Here is a 14321-nt window from a genome sequence, read left to right on the forward strand (position 1 = left end):
TGGTTCGGCTGTAATCTATCGTCGCTGTAGATCGAAAGGGCCCGCATGTTGACGATTGGCACACTCTCCCGCAAGACCGGGACCAAGGTTCAGACGATCCGCTACTACGAACAGATCGGGTTGATGAATGAGGCCGGGCGCACCGCAGGCGGCCAGCGCCGATATTTCGAGAAGGATCTCGACCGGCTGGCCTTCATCCGGCACGCGCGCCAGCTTGGCTTCGCTCTCGACGCCATCCGCGAGCTTCTGGACCTGTCGGATCACCCGTCCCATTCCTGCGCCGAGGCGGATTCCATTGCGCGGCGGCAGCTTCTTCAGGTCGAACAGCGGATCAAACGTCTGCAAGCCCTCAAGAAAGAGCTAAAGCGCATGGTTGCCGAGTGCGAGGGCGGCAACGCCGCCGAATGCAAGGTTCTGGAAGTCCTGCGCGACCATTCGGAATGCCTGACCGAACATGACGCGATTGGCGCCTGAGCACCGCAATGCCCCATCCCCTGCGGACTTCCGCTTGCATGAGTGCACAGCCGGGTTCTGGGAACGTGCAGGGGTTGCGGCGCAGGCCGGTCTTGCCTGCACTGGGGCGGGTCTGATGCGTGCAAGGGCTGCACAACACTCAGCACGCCACACGCCGCAATCGGCGCCAGCACGAATTTTGACAGGAAAAAACGCATCCGTCTGCGTGGTAGAAACAAGTCATCTGACCAAAAGGCCAGAACAATCCGATGCTTTGGGGGGAGAATTTGGTGGAGCCTAGCGGGATCGAACCGCTGACCTCCTGCATGCCATGCAGGCGCTCTCCCAGCTGAGCTAAGGCCCCACCTTGGGTGACCGTTTCGGGTCACGTCCGCTCTCTACGCAAACCGCCCGGGGTTCGCAAGGGCAAAATCGGGCGGCTGGTGCAAAAACGCGTCACCGCCTGCCGCGTCATTCAGGCCAGTCATCCGGCCCCGATATCTGGCCGGTTGCGCGCAGGATGTTGGAAATGGGGTGACGCTTTGCCGGGCGGCAGATCATTCCGGCCCCAACCCCGAAGGCTGATCTTGCCGGTGCAGATCATGCAAAGAAGTACTTTTCCCCGCCTGTGAAAGCCAGCTTTCAACCTGATCCTGTCATCAGGAATGACCCGAGGCCAGCGCCCGCTGGGGCAGGGCAGGGCAGGGCAGGGCAGGGCAGTCGGCATGCTGGGCATGACGCCCCGTCTGAAAACAAGGATCTCGCAGCCGGGCGTTGGCGATTGAGCGCGTCGGGGAATGACTTCCCGGTCCGCTGGCGGAAAACCCTTGCTTCAAGGGCTCTCCACACCATGCAGGAAACGGCCTTTGGCTCTGTCACCCGGGACCGGTGTCCGGGCACATCGGTACCCGACGTTCGGGCCGCCCGACGATCGGGTGACCGAGACCTCGGCTCACCGAAACCTCACCTCACCCAAACTTCAGGCCGCCTAAACTTCAGGCCGCCCGCAACGCTCAGTTCTCGTCGTCGTCCACCGCGACATCGGCCAGATCGTCGAAGGCGACCGAGTTGTCGTCGTCGTCTTCCAGCAGATCGTCATCCGCTTCGGTATCGTCGGCCTCGTCATCCACCAGCAGATCGTCGTCATCCACATCCGGGATCGCGGCCTTCGCCTTCTTGCGCTCGGCCTCGGCGGCCTGTGCGGCTTGTGCGGCGCCTTTGCGGCCGGCGGCGTCCAGTTCGACGATCTCACCCGTGTAGGGGCTGCGGATGGGCGATTTGTTCAGGTCGTAAAACCGTTTGCCGGTGGTCGGGCAAACACGTTTTGTACCCCATTCTTCCTTGGGCATGGCAATCCCCTTTTTCATTCGCTGCTGCTGCGTGGATCGACGCCAACTGCCACACCTGTTCCAAGGTGTCAAAGCCTTTTCATGGGGGCGGCTGATCGCCGCTGGTCGAAAATTCCGCCTTGCTGATCGCCTGGCCCACGGCTGGGCTTTTGCCCGCGCGCCGCTTTACATTGCACGCGGGCCGCATATGCTGTTCAAAAGGCCATACTCCCCTGGTCCGAGGTTCGCGTGCCGCCCGCCACATCCCATTCCGCCCTGACCCATTTGCCGCTGCCCGGCACGCCCGATATCCGCGTGCAACTGCGCCGGTCGCGGCAGGCGCGGCGGCTGTCGCTGCGCGTGTCGCAGCTGGATGGCCGGGTCACGCTGTCGATGCCGCTGTCCCTGCCTCTGGCACAGGCGCAGCGCTTTCTGGCCGACCGGGCCGATTGGGTGCGCAACGCGCTTGGCGGTGTGGCCGGACAGGTCGTCATCCGTCCCGGCGCGCAGGTCATGTGGCAGGGCGCGGCGTTGCAGATTGCTGAGGCGCCGCTGCGCGCCCCGCGCATTGACGGCACGATGCTTCTTGTCCCGCCGGACCCCGGCCACAGCCGCACCGCCCGGCGCGTCGCGGCCTTCCTGCGCATGGCGGCGCTGGAACATCTGACCCAGGCGAGCGACCATTACGCCGGTACGCTGGGGCGCGGCTACAGGCAGATCTGCCTGCGCGACACACGCTCGCGCTGGGGGTCTTGTACCGTGGACGGGCGGCTGATGTATTCTTGGCGGCTGGTCATGGCCCCGCCCGCCGTGCTGGCCTATGTCGCGGCGCACGAGGTCGCGCATCTGGCCGAGATGAACCATTCCCCCCGTTTCTGGGCGCATGTGGGCCGCCTGATGCCCGAATATGCGCAACATCGCGGCTGGCTGCGCCAGCATGGGCGGGAATTGCACCGCTATGTTTTCGATGCGCCGCAAGAGGGCGACATCGGGATGCCCCGGGATGGAGTCGCGCAGGATGCGCGCACTTAAACGGCCGCAGGATGCGCGCACTTAAATGGCCGCAGGATGCGCGCACTTAAATGGCCGCAGGATGCGCGCACTTAAACGGCCGCAGGATGCGCGCACTTAAACGGCCGCAGGATGCGCGCACTTAAACGGCCGCAGGATGCGCGCAAACCCAAGGGCGCACGACACCTGCCGATCGCGCGCAAGCCGTCGGATCTGACACCGTGCCTGAAAAACCTCGACACCCCTCTCCGCGACGACAATGGTGCCCTTTATCTCATTGAACGACCACAGCGCCCCGGGCGGACCTGGGCCATCCCCTTGCTCCGCTCTCCCTTGCTCCGCTCTCCCTTGCTCCGCTCCGCCACCCCCCGCAGCCGCCGACCCGAAAATCCCCATTGACGCCGGGCCGGAATGCGTGATCACACTATTTCATGTTGACCCCGCCCCCCCGCAGCACGCGCCCCAATGACCCGGTTTTGCCCGGCATCGCCCATGACCGGGTTTACCGCATCTTGCGCGCGCAGGTGATGCACGGAGAGCTTGCGCCCGGCCAGCCGCTGACCCTGCGCGGCATCGGCCGTACCTTTGGCGTCAGCATGACGCCCGCGCGCGAGGCGGTGCGCCGGTTGGTGGCCGAAGGCGCGCTCAGCATCTCTTCCTCCGGGCGTGTCGCCACGCCCGAACTCAGCCAGGACCGGATCGAGGAACTGGCCTCGATCCGTGCCCTGCTGGAGCCAGAGATGGCCAGCCGCGCGCTTCCCCGCGCCCATCTGGCCCTGATCGAGCGGATGGAGGTCATCAACACCGCCATTACCGACGCCGTCACGCGCCAGGATGCCGTCACCTATATCCGCACCAACCTGGAGTTTCACCGCACGCTCTACCTGCGTGCGCAAAGCCCCGCGATGCTGGCCATGGTAGAGACAGTCTGGCTGCAACTGGGGCCGACGATGCGCGCGCTGTATGGCAAGCTGCGCCGCAACACGCCCCCGCCGCATCACCGCATGATTCTGGCGGCGCTGAAGGCGGGTGACGATGCGGCCCTGCGGCTGGCGCTGCGCACCGATGTAACCCAGGGCCTGCGTCATCTGGTCGGCTGAAGTCGCGCGGCGTCCAGTCGCGCCACGTGAAGCGGGGCCGGTGAAATGGGCCCAGTGAAATGGGCAGGGCCGGGCGCAAGGCAAAGGGGCGATGCGGGGCGTCGGCTCAGTGGGCCAGTGCTGTGGGCCAGTGCTGTGGGCCAGTCCAATGTGGCCAGTGCAATCTGGCGGGTGCAATCTGGCGCAGCCCGCAGCCCGCAGCCCGCGCGCAAACGCCGCAGGCCCGGCGCCTGCGGGCCAAAGGTTAACGCCGCCAGACCCTACCGCGCGTATGTATCAAAGCCATACGGTTTCCAGACCGTTTCCAGACGGTCCGAAACCCCACGATCCGCCCGGTAAATGCCGCGTTTCCCAGCTTTACGCTGCCTTTACGATGGACAGGCTTGTCAAAACGCTTTAACTCGAATTTCATGGTCATGCAGTCATCATATCCCTCTGCCATGCGACGTCGACGCAACCGCGCCTGACGTCGGACCATCCACATGCGCAGTCGGCGCGTGTATATATCTAAACTCACCGTCTATGACACGCACAGTTGACTTGCTGCCAGCGCTTTGGCAGGTCTTGTTGCCTATCCTGAAGGGGCCTTTGATGTCTGTTGCAATTCCGTCGATTTTGCCTACCTACAATCGCGCGCCGCTCCGGTTCGAGCGTGGCGAAGGCTCTTGGCTGACCACCGATGATGGGGCCAGATACCTGGATTTCGCCGCCGGGATCGCGGTGAACGCGCTGGGCCATGCCCATCCTGAACTGGTCGCTGCGCTGACCGAACAGGCCCAGAAATTGTGGCATGTTTCAAACCTTTACGAGATTCCGGCCCAGACAAAACTGGCCGATTTGCTGGTGAAGCACACTTTTGCCGACACGGTTTTCTTCACCAATTCGGGTACCGAAGCTGCCGAACTCGGCATCAAGATGGTGCGCAAGTACTGGTCCGAAAATGCCGAGGCGCGGTCAACCATCCTGACGTTCGAGGGGGCGTTTCACGGCCGCTCGACCGGGGCGATCGCCGCCTCAGGCTCCGAGAAGATGACGAAAGGCTACGGCCCGCTGATGCCCGGCTTCAAGGTTCTGCCCTGGGGCGACATGGACGCGCTGCGCGCGGCCATGGACGGCAGCGTCGCCGCCGTGATGCTGGAGACCATTCAGGGCGAGGGGGGGATTCGCGTCCTGCCCAATACCTACCTGCGCGGCCTGCGCGACCTGTGCGATGAAACCGGCGCGCTCATGGTGCTCGACGAAGTGCAGTGCGGCATGGGGCGCAGCGGAAAACTCTTTGCACATCAATGGTCTGGCGTCGCCCCCGACATCATGATGGTGGCAAAGGGCATCGGCGGCGGCTTCCCTCTGGGCGCGCTTCTGGCCACCCAGAATGCGGCGCGGGGCATGACGGCAGGCACCCATGGCTCGACCTATGGTGGCAATCCGCTGGCCTGCGCGGTCGGTGCGCGTGTCATGGAAATCGTGACCCGGCCCACCTTTCTGGCCGAGGTGCAGCGCAAATCCAAGCTGCTCACCCGGCATCTGAACGGCCTTGTCACCGCGCATTCCCATGTGTTCGAGGAAGTGCGCGGCAAGGGGCTTTTGCTGGGGCTGAAATGCCGGGTGCCGGTTGCGGATGTGCTGGAGGCGAATTACGCGCAGCACCTTCTTGCCGTTCCCGCCGCCGATAACGTGCTGCGGCTTTTGCCGCCGCTGAACATCAGCGATTCGGATATATTTGAAGGCATTGCCCGCCTCGACCGTGCCGCCGCCACCATATCCAAGGTGGAACCCGCCTGAACCCTGGCGCCAACCCTTCCGCCCGGCGCAAGATTCCGGGCGGAAAAACAACGGCTTGTCCCGTCTGGCGCCCATCTGACGCTGATTTGAGAAGTGACCGACCATGAACCATTTTCTGGACATCCATTTGACCGATCCGCAGGATCTGCGCGGCATGATCAATGCTGCAGCGGCGATGAAATCGGCCCGCAACGGCCAGCCAAAGGCGCTGCCGGACGCCGAGCAGCCGCTGGCGGGCCGCATGGTCGCGTTGATCTTCGAGAAACCCTCGACCCGCACCCGCGTCAGTTTCGACGTGGGTGCACGCCAGATGGGCGCCCAGACCATGGTGCTGTCCGGTTCGGAAATGCAGTTGGGCCATGGTGAGACGATCGCCGACACCGCCCGCGTGTTGTCGCGCTATGTCGATCTCATCATGATCCGCACGTTCGAGGAAACCGTGCTTCAGGAACTGGCCGAATTTGCCAGCGTCCCGGTCATCAACGGGCTCACCAACCGCACCCATCCCTGCCAGATCATGGCCGATATCCTGACCTTCGAGGAACATCGTGGCCCCATCGCGGGCAAGAAAGTTGTCTGGTCGGGCGACGGCAACAATGTCTGCGCTTCGCTGATCCACGCGGCCGGACAATTCGGTTTTGACCTGACGTTTACCGGCCCGCAAACCCTTGATCCGGAACATGAATTCATCGAGCGTGCCCGCGCGGCGGGCAGCCGGATCGAGATCGTGCGCGACCCGATCGCTGCGGTAGAGGGCGCTGATCTGGTGGTCACCGACACCTGGGTCAGCATGCATGACAGCCAGTCCACCAAGGAGCGGCGGCATAACCAGTTGCGCGGCTATCAGGTCAATGCGCACCTGATGGCGGCGGCAAAGCCTGATGCCCTGTTCATGCATTGCCTCCCCGCGCACCGGGAGGATGAAGTCACGAATGAGGTGATGGACGGCCCGCAATCGGTCGTCTTCGACGAGGCTGAAAACCGCCTGCACGCCCAAAAAGCCGTGATGCGCTGGTGCCTTGGGATTTAGGGCGGTTTTCGATAAAAATTGAATAAAATTAGTAGGTTGCGCCGTGCTGGCGCAGCGTCATTCTGCTGCCCAATCCGCGCTCTGCATCTCTTGCAGGCGGCTCACGGTGCGGTCAAATTCAAACGCGCCGGTGCCTTCGGTGTAGATCTGCTCGGGCCGGTCGGCGGCGGTGATGATCAGCCGGGTTTTTGCCTCGTACAGCGTGTCGATCAGTGTGACGAAGCGCTTTGCCTCGTTGTAATTGCCCATGGAAAGGCGGGGAATATCCTCCAGGATCAAGACCTTGACCGCCCGGGCAATCGCCAGGTAATCGGCGGGGCCCAGCGGCTGACTGCACAGGTCCCAGAAGCTGGCGCGCGCGATCCCGTTATGCGCATGGGGCAGGGTGATCTTGCGGCCCTTCAGCGTCAGGGTCAGCGGCAACCCCGGGTCTCCCCCCGTCAGATCGTCCCAGATCGCCTGCACCGCCGCCCGCGCCACCGCATCGGCGGGGTGGAAATAGACCTGTGCGCCGCTCAGCCGGTGTTGGCGATAATCTGTGTCGGTAGCCAGTTCGTGCACCGTCATCCGTTCTGCGATCAGGTCGATGAACGGCACGAACAGGACGCGGTTCAACCCGTTGAGATACAAGTCTTTTGGCGGCCGGTTCGACGTAGTGACCACGACCACGCCCGCATCGAACAGCCGCTGAAACAGCCGCCCCACGATCATCGCATCGGTAATATCGGTGATCTGCATCTCGTCAAACGCCAGCAACCGCGTCTCGGCGATGATCGCATCGGCGACGGGTGCCAGCGCGTCTTGCACATTGCGCGCGCGCGCGGCGTGCATGCCGGCGTGGATGTCTTGCATGAAGGCATGGAAATGCACGCGGCGTTTTTCGGGGATATCGGTCGCAGCGACGAACAGGTCCATCAGCATCGACTTGCCGCGCCCGACCCCGCCCCACAGATACAGCCCCTTCGGCGGTGGCGGCGCCTTGGCAAACAGGCCCCGCAGCCCGGACTTGCGCTGTGGCGCCTGCAATTGCTGGCGCAGCGCCTCCAGCAGCGGCAGTGCGCTGCGTTGCGCAGGGTCGGGGCGCAGGTCGCCGCTGGCCACGCGCGCATCATAGATCTGGGTCAGGGTCTGGGTCATGAGGGCTGTTTATCCGCCTGTGCGCCGCAGGAAAAGGCCCAAAGCCGCACGGGCACGCTTGCACCAGACCGCGCGCCCCGGTACCCATGTCTTCAGGATTAAGCATGTCGCACAGTACTGGGAACCGGTTTTACATTCCCCCCCGACATGCGGCAACAAAAGCCTGGGGCGGGGCGCGCATCTGCGACACGCTTCAGTCGTGATCGGAGAATGCAGACCATGGCCGTTGATGACCCCAAAACGCTGGTTTCCGCCGATTGGCTGGCCGCACATCTGGGCGATCCCGATCTGCGGGTGCTGGATGCCTCGTGGTACATGCCGGGAAGCGACCGCGATGCCCATGCCGAATACATGGCGGCACATATCCCCGGCGCGCGGTTCTTCGACATTGATGAGATTTCCGACCATCGGTCCGAATTGCCCCACACCGCCCCGCCGGTCGAGAAATTCATCTCGCGCATGCGGGCGATGGGCGTGGGCGACGGGCATCAAGTGGTGGTCTATGACGGCGCGGGGCTGTTTTCTGCCGCGCGCGTCTGGTGGCTGTTCCGCCTGATGGGCAAGACCGATATCGCAGTGCTGGACGGCGGGTTTCCCGCGTGGCGCGCGGGCGGTCACCCGGTTGAAGACATGCCCCCCATCTTGCGCGACCGCCACATCACCGTGGCGCGTCAGGCGCATCTGATCCGCGATGTATCGCAGGTTGCGGCGGCGTCAAAGCTGGGCGACTGGCAGATCGTCGATGCGCGCTCGCCCTCGCGGTTCCGCGGCGATGAGCCAGAGCCACGCCCCGGCCTGCGCGCCGGTCACATCCCCAATTCCAGCAACCTGCATTATGCGACCCTGTTGAATGCCGACGGCACGATGCGGGACACTGACGCGCTTAAGGCTGCGTTTGACGCGGCCGGCGTGGCGCTGGACCGCCCTGTCATCACCACCTGCGGCTCGGGCGTGACGGCGGCGATCTTGTCGCTTGCGCTGGAACGGTTGGGCCACCGGCAGCACGCACTCTATGACGGCTCATGGTCCGAATGGGGCATGTACCCGGATCTGAAGGTGGTGACGGGATGACGCTTCAGCCCGCAGGCAGCACGGTTCAATACCGCGTCACATGGCTGGAAATGACGCACCGCCCAAAGGGGGGCTGGCCCCCGGCGCCGCTGGGGATGGATGGCGCGCTGTTGCGGGCCGAGACGCCGCCGGTGTGGTATTTCCTGTCGCTCTATGACGCCGTGGGCCGCGATTACGCGTGGGAGGACATTCACGCCCGCGAACACGACGATCTGCACGATTGGCTGCAGAGCCCCGATGTCGCCCTTTACACCTTGATGCAGCAGGGCTGGCCGCATGGTTTCTTCTTGCTCGACTGGCGGGAAAAGGGGGTGTGCGATCTGGCGTATTTCGGGCTGGTGCCTGAAGCCGTCGGGCGCGGCATGGGCACATGGCTGTTGCGCACCGCGATCCAGACCGGGTGGGACCGTGCGGGCGTGGCGCGCATGACGGTCAACACATGCTCGCTCGATCATCCGCGCGCGCTGGCGCAATACCAAAAGCACGGCTTCAGCGTGGTCGCGCAGGAAGACCGCAGCCGCGTGCTGACCCGGGACCGCGACACCTCGCGGATCCCGGAATGACCGGCGCCATGATGCGGGCGGAACATGATGTTTGAGGCGCTTCCCCCCGCCCAGCCCGATGCGATCATCAAGCTGATGCAGCAGTTCCGCGATGATCCGCGCGAAGGCAAGGTCGATCTGGGCGTGGGTGTCTACCGCGATGCCCGTGGCCAGACCCCGGTGATGCGCGCCGTGAAAGCGGCCGAGGGTCGGCTCCTCGCGCATCAGGACACCAAGGCCTATGTGGCGCTGGCGGGCGATGCAGGCTTTCACGCCGCCATGGCGCAACTGGTGCTGGGGCAAGATGTGGCGATGGACAGCCTCGCCTGCGCCGCAACGCCGGGCGGGACGGGTGCGCTGCGGCAGGCGTTGGAACTGGTGCGCATGGCGCGTGGCGATGCAACCATCTGGGTCTCGGACCCGACATGGCCCAACCACACCGGCCTGATCGCGGCAGCGGGCCTGCGCGCGGCGCGCTACCGCTATCATGATACGGCAGGCGGCGGGGTGGATTTCGACGGCATGATGGCCGATCTGGCGCAGGTCGGTGCGGGCGATGTGGTCTTGCTGCACGGCTGCTGCCACAACCCCACCGGGGCCGATCTTTCGGCGGCGCAATGGGCGGCCGTGGCGGATCATCTGGTCGCGCGCGGCGCGCTGCCGCTGGTGGACATGGCCTATCAGGGCTTTGGCACGGGGCTGAAGGCTGACAGCGCCGGGCTGCGCCATCTGGTGGCCCATCTGCCCGAGGTACTGGTGGGGCCGTGTCCGGCGCCAAGACCTTTGGCCTCTATCGCGAACGTGTGGGGCTGGTCATGGCCTATGGTCCGCCCGCCCAGCGTGACGGGACGGCCGCTGCGCTGGCCTGGCTGAACCGGCAGAACTTTGCCTTTCCGCCGGACCACGGGGCGCGGGTGGTCACGACCATCCTGACCGATGCGGAGCTGCGCGCTGATTGGCAGGCCGAACTGGATGTGATGCGCCTGCGCTTGCAAGACAACCGCGCCGCGCTGGCCAACGCGCTGGTGGCGGCGACGGACGGGACACCTGCCTTCGGTGCGCTCGCGCGGCAGTCGGGCATGTTCTCGTTGCTGCCGCTGTCATCCGTCCAGATCGAGGCGCTGCGCACTGACCATGCCATCTACCTGATCGGCGACGGGCGGATCAACCTGGCCGGAATCAACGACCTGACGTTGCCGCGCGTGGTGGCGGCGGTTGCCGAGGTCTGGCGCGGGGCTTAGCCCCGCCACCCGATTGCGCCGGGGCGCAAGACCCCGCGTCGCCAAGCGCCCCGGCGACACGTGGCAAAGCCCAGACACGCCCCCTTGCGCGTTACTTCCGTTCCGGCGCGGCGCTGGCGATCAGGCGGGTCGCAGCCTCGATCGCCCCGGACCCATGCGGAATGTCCAGCGCCTTCAGCCCCGCATCCATCACCGCCAGCGCGCCCAGCACCATGTGCGCATTCACATGCCCCATATGCGCCAGCCGGAAATAGCCGTGCCAGGCCGGATCTTCGGGCGGCGCCATGCCCAGTCCGATTCCCAGCGTCACCCCGGCGGTGTGTTCGCACCAGTCGCGCAAGCGGCTGCCATCGGGCGCGGTCAGCCGCATCGACGTGACCGAATGCCCCCGGTGCGCCGGATCGGCCATGTTCAGCCGGAACGCACCATCCGCAGCCCAGGCATCGGCGGCGGCCCAGACCGTGCGCGCCAGCGTGGCATGGCGTGCCCACACATTCTCCAGCCCTTCTTCGTGCACGATCATGTTCAGCGCCTCGCGCAGCCCGTAAAGGTGATGCGTGGGGGCGGTGCCGTGGAAATACTGGTAGAATTGTTCTGGCTTCGACCGGCTGGTCCAGTCCCAATAGGGCGTGCGCAGATCGGCGGATTTTCCCACGGCCCGCGCCTTGTCATTGAACCACACGAACGACAGGCCTGGCGGTGTCATCAGCCCCTTCTGGCTGGCCGCGACCATCAGATCGACCCCCCAATCGTCCATCAAGAAGGTGTCGCAGCCCAGCGACGCGATGCAATCCACCATCAATAGCGCGGGGTGGTTGCAGGCATCCATGCAGGCGCGCAGCGCGGCGATGTCGTTGCGCGCCGTGCTGGCCGTGTCGACATGGGTGGCCAGAACCGCCTTGATCTTGTGGGCATTGTCGGCTTCCAGCGCTGCGGCCACGCGCGCCAGATCGACGGGAGAGGCGCGGCCGAAATCCAGCACCTGCGCGTCGATGCCCATGCCGCGCGCCGCCTCGGCCCAGCCCAGCCCGAAGCGGCCCGTTGCCAGCACCAGCGCGGTGTCGCCCCGGCTGAAGATATTGGCATTCGCCGCTTCCCAGGCTGCATGGCCGTTGCCGATATAGATCGTCACATCGCCGGCCGTTCCCGCGACGCTGCGCAGATCTGGGATCATGCTGTCCACCAGATCGACCAGCGCGCCGGTGTAGATATTGGGCGCGGCCCGGTGCATCGCGGCCAGAACACGGTCAGGCATGACCGAAGGGCCCGGGATGGCAAGGTAGGGACGGCCGTTGCTGAGGGTCATGGTGCGATGCCTTTGATGCGGTAATTCGGAAGCGTCGACAGATGGATAGGACTGCCCCCTGCGCGCGTCAATCTGCGATTTTGGCGCAGGTGTCGGGCGCTTGCTGCACGTGCCCAAAGCGGGCCGGACGCACAGGCCCGGACGCACAGGCCCGGACGCACAGGCCCGGACGCACAGGCCCAGGAGCGCATGAAAACGGGGGCGCATGGAAGCGGGGGCGCATGGAAACGGGGCGCGCGCAAACCTGTCGTGCATGAAAAGGGGCAGCCCCATCGCTGACGCTGCCCTTTTTTAGTGTCTTCAGCGCTGCCCGGGCGGCAGGCTCAGTTCCAGCATGACACCATGACAGTCATATCGGCCGCGGTGCGCGTCAGCATCGCAGGCGTCATCGCCCCGCCACCGCGATAGGCCGAGGCGTCGATGTCGCTTTGCATCAGCGCGGTGCGGATGTCATCGGCGGCGATCGCAAAGTTCACGTCATCGGGCAGCACCCGGGCCGTGTCATCGGTGCGCGGCAGCAACATGCCCACCACGGCGCCGCGACGGTCGAACACCGGACCGCCGGAATCGCCGGGCATCACCTCCAGCGACAGGCGGCGCAGGTTCTGCTCGCCGTTCAGGCCGATCACGTCTTGCAAGGTGCCGAAGGTCAGCACCGGGCGGGTCAGCATATCCTCGAACGAGAACCCGGCGACCGCAACCTCATCGGCGATTTGCGGCGGCGTATCGAGGAACTGCGCGAAGGCCATGGGCACCAGCGGCTCCAGCGGGCGCAGCGCGGCGATGCCAAGAGCGGCATCACGCATGACGATCTGGGCGGTATAGGCTTCATCAATCGTGACGCGCCCGCAGCCCTCGATACCCGCAAGGCTGGTGACGACCGTGCCGACCGCGTCGATATAAAAGCCCGAGACGGAATGCTCCGGGCGCCGCACCTCCAGCCCTGACATCAGGTCGCGGCGCACCACGGCGCTTGCCTGACCGGCGGCATCGGGCATCGCGCCGCCAAAGGTGGCAAAGCTGTCGCCCACCATCGCCAGCACCCGTTCCATCTGTTCATCGCGTTCCGGCGTCCAGATCAGGGTGTAGCCCTTGATCTGCCCGTCGCGGAATTGCGCAAACGTATGTGACCGCAGGGTATCGTTCTGCCCGGTCAGCACGAAGGAATTGGTCTGCCGTTCCCGCGCCCCATTGACCGGCACAATCTCCAGCGTTTGCATGATTTCATAGAGGCCGAACAGCGTGGCCTGCGTGCCGGTCTGGCTGATGAGCAGGGCGCGCACGCCGCTGTCGTCGCGTTCGCTGAAATGGGCAAAGGGCGCCTCGTAGCGGTCGAACTGCACCATGGCCATGGGCAATTGCACCTCGATCCCGGCGGTCTCATCGCGCCACAATTCCATGCCCAGTGCAGCCAGCTCATCGCTGTATTCGCGGATCAGTTGCAGGCGTTGGCGGGTGGTCAGCACGCCCGTGGCCTCAAAGCCGCGATCGGCTTGATACTCGGCCATGCTGTTGCGGGTACCGGGGCCGAAGGCCGCGTCGATGCCTGCGTTATAGAAATCGAACCATTGCAGCGCGATCTGCAACGCGGCCCGCTCGTCCCGGCTCAGCAGGCTTTCGCTGCGCCGTGCCTCGGGCAGGGTTTCCTGTGGTTCGGGCTCGGGTTCGGGCTCGGGTTCGGCCAAGGGCGCTGGGAAGGCCTCTTGCGTGCTGGTTGCCGCCGGGTCCAGCGCAACTTCGGGCAGGGCGGGAAGGGTGTCGGTGGTGAGGTCCGGCGGGGTCAGCAGGCCATCGGATGCCGTGCGCTGCGCCCGCAGTTCGGTCAGGATATCGGCGCCGACGGGCCAGAACTGGGTGCGATAGCCGGTGGTATCGGTGGCGAAGGCGTCACTGGGAATTCGGCCTTCGGCGCGCAGCCGCTGGCGCACGACATTCGCGTCATCGATGCCGTCGAACGGCCCCAGCGCCAGTGCGTACCAACCGCTGGGCAGGCGAAAACCAACCACATTGCCCTGCTGCACCTCGTATTGCTGCGCACGCTCTTCCGCGACGCGCAGGGTGGGATGGGCTTCGATTTGCAGAAATGCCGCATCCTGAGCGGCGGCAGGCGACAGGCAGGCGATAAGCACAGCTACACAAATACCCGCAGCGCGGAACATAGTCTTGATCACGTTGGTCCCAGTCTTTGTTGATTCTTTTCGCCGACCCTAGCAGAGGTACCGTTACTTGCACTTCAATTCTAGGTCAGACGCGCCCCATGCCGCGTACCCGCCTGCGCCGCACCCTCGCCGCCTTGCCACTGCGCCCGATCTTGCATATG

The 14321-nt window shown here is 65.0% G+C and carries 11 protein-coding genes, 1 tRNA gene and 1 pseudogene; 8 read left to right on the forward strand and 5 right to left on the reverse strand.

What is annotated here, in order from left to right; genetic code table 11:
• Nucleotides 1–45: 45 nt before the first annotated feature.
• Nucleotides 46–474 (forward strand): MerR family transcriptional regulator, encoded by a 429-nt coding sequence (locus H9529_RS14865; protein ID WP_092886481.1) that lies wholly within the window; start codon nucleotides 46–48, stop codon nucleotides 472–474.
• Nucleotides 475–741: 267 nt separating this feature from the next.
• Here H9529_RS14865 and H9529_RS14870 read toward each other — a convergent pair.
• Both H9529_RS14870 and H9529_RS14875 read right to left on the reverse strand, forming a co-directional pair.
• Nucleotides 742–817: transfer RNA gene (locus tag H9529_RS14870), tRNA-Ala, on the reverse strand.
• Nucleotides 818–1466: 649 nt separating this feature from the next.
• Nucleotides 1467–1802 (reverse strand): TIGR02300 family protein, encoded by a 336-nt coding sequence (locus H9529_RS14875; RefSeq protein WP_092886484.1) that lies wholly within the window; start codon nucleotides 1800–1802, stop codon nucleotides 1467–1469.
• Nucleotides 1803–2030: 228 nt separating this feature from the next.
• Between H9529_RS14875 and H9529_RS14880 the strand changes: the two genes are divergently transcribed.
• The 4 genes from H9529_RS14880 to argF all read left to right on the forward strand — a co-directional run bounded on the left by H9529_RS14880 (nucleotide 2031) and on the right by argF (nucleotide 6704).
• Nucleotides 2031–2813 (forward strand): M48 family metallopeptidase, encoded by a 783-nt coding sequence (locus tag H9529_RS14880; RefSeq protein WP_397544879.1) that lies wholly within the window; start codon nucleotides 2031–2033, stop codon nucleotides 2811–2813.
• A 410-nt stretch (nucleotides 2814–3223) separates the two neighbouring features.
• Nucleotides 3224–3892 carry a GntR family transcriptional regulator gene (locus tag H9529_RS14885; protein WP_092886488.1) on the forward strand — a complete coding sequence of 223 codons (669 nt, stop codon included), beginning with the start codon at nucleotides 3224–3226 and terminating at the stop codon, nucleotides 3890–3892.
• Between the two features lie 591 nt (nucleotides 3893–4483).
• Entirely contained in the window at nucleotides 4484–5674 is a 1191-nt protein-coding gene (locus tag H9529_RS14890; protein ID WP_092886490.1) for an aspartate aminotransferase family protein, read from the forward strand.
• A gap of 103 nt (nucleotides 5675–5777) precedes the next feature.
• Nucleotides 5778–6704 (forward strand): ornithine carbamoyltransferase, encoded by a 927-nt coding sequence (gene argF / locus H9529_RS14895; RefSeq protein WP_092886492.1) that lies wholly within the window; start codon nucleotides 5778–5780, stop codon nucleotides 6702–6704.
• A 57-nt stretch (nucleotides 6705–6761) separates the two neighbouring features.
• Here argF and zapE read toward each other — a convergent pair whose 3' ends face one another.
• Complete coding sequence (gene zapE, locus H9529_RS14900) at nucleotides 6762–7841, reverse strand: cell division protein ZapE (protein ID WP_092886494.1); 1080 nt, start codon at nucleotides 7839–7841, stop codon at nucleotides 6762–6764.
• 219 nt (nucleotides 7842–8060) lie between these two features.
• Here zapE and sseA point away from each other — a divergent pair, with 219 nt between their 5' ends.
• The 3 genes and pseudogenes from sseA to H9529_RS14915 all read left to right on the forward strand — a co-directional run bounded on the left by sseA (nucleotide 8061) and on the right by H9529_RS14915 (nucleotide 10695).
• The gene (gene sseA / locus H9529_RS14905) at nucleotides 8061–8912 is read left to right on the forward strand and encodes a 3-mercaptopyruvate sulfurtransferase (protein WP_092886496.1); all 852 of its coding nucleotides are present in this window, start codon (nucleotides 8061–8063) and stop codon (nucleotides 8910–8912) included.
• Nucleotides 8909–9475: a GNAT family N-acetyltransferase gene (locus tag H9529_RS14910; RefSeq protein WP_176846923.1), complete on the forward strand. Its 567-nt coding sequence runs from the start codon at nucleotides 8909–8911 to the stop codon at nucleotides 9473–9475. The genes sseA and H9529_RS14910 overlap by 4 nt, the downstream gene beginning before the upstream one ends.
• A gap of 27 nt (nucleotides 9476–9502) precedes the next feature.
• Nucleotides 9503–10695 (forward strand): annotated as a pseudogene (locus H9529_RS14915) (amino acid aminotransferase).
• 91 nt (nucleotides 10696–10786) lie between these two features.
• On the opposite strand, the gene H9529_RS14920 reads toward H9529_RS14915, so the two are convergent.
• The gene (locus H9529_RS14920; protein ID WP_092886498.1) at nucleotides 10787–12001 is read right to left on the reverse strand and encodes a pyridoxal-phosphate-dependent aminotransferase family protein; all 1215 of its coding nucleotides are present in this window, start codon (nucleotides 11999–12001) and stop codon (nucleotides 10787–10789) included.
• A 323-nt stretch (nucleotides 12002–12324) separates the two neighbouring features.
• Nucleotides 12325–14172 carry a serine protease gene (locus H9529_RS14925; RefSeq protein WP_223814198.1) on the reverse strand — a complete coding sequence of 616 codons (1848 nt, stop codon included), beginning with the start codon at nucleotides 14170–14172 and terminating at the stop codon, nucleotides 12325–12327.
• Nucleotides 14173–14321: the final 149 nt, after the last annotated feature.

This window comes from Roseicitreum antarcticum (assembly GCF_014681765.1).
In the GTDB taxonomy this organism is placed as follows: domain Bacteria; phylum Pseudomonadota; class Alphaproteobacteria; order Rhodobacterales; family Rhodobacteraceae; genus Roseicitreum; species Roseicitreum antarcticum.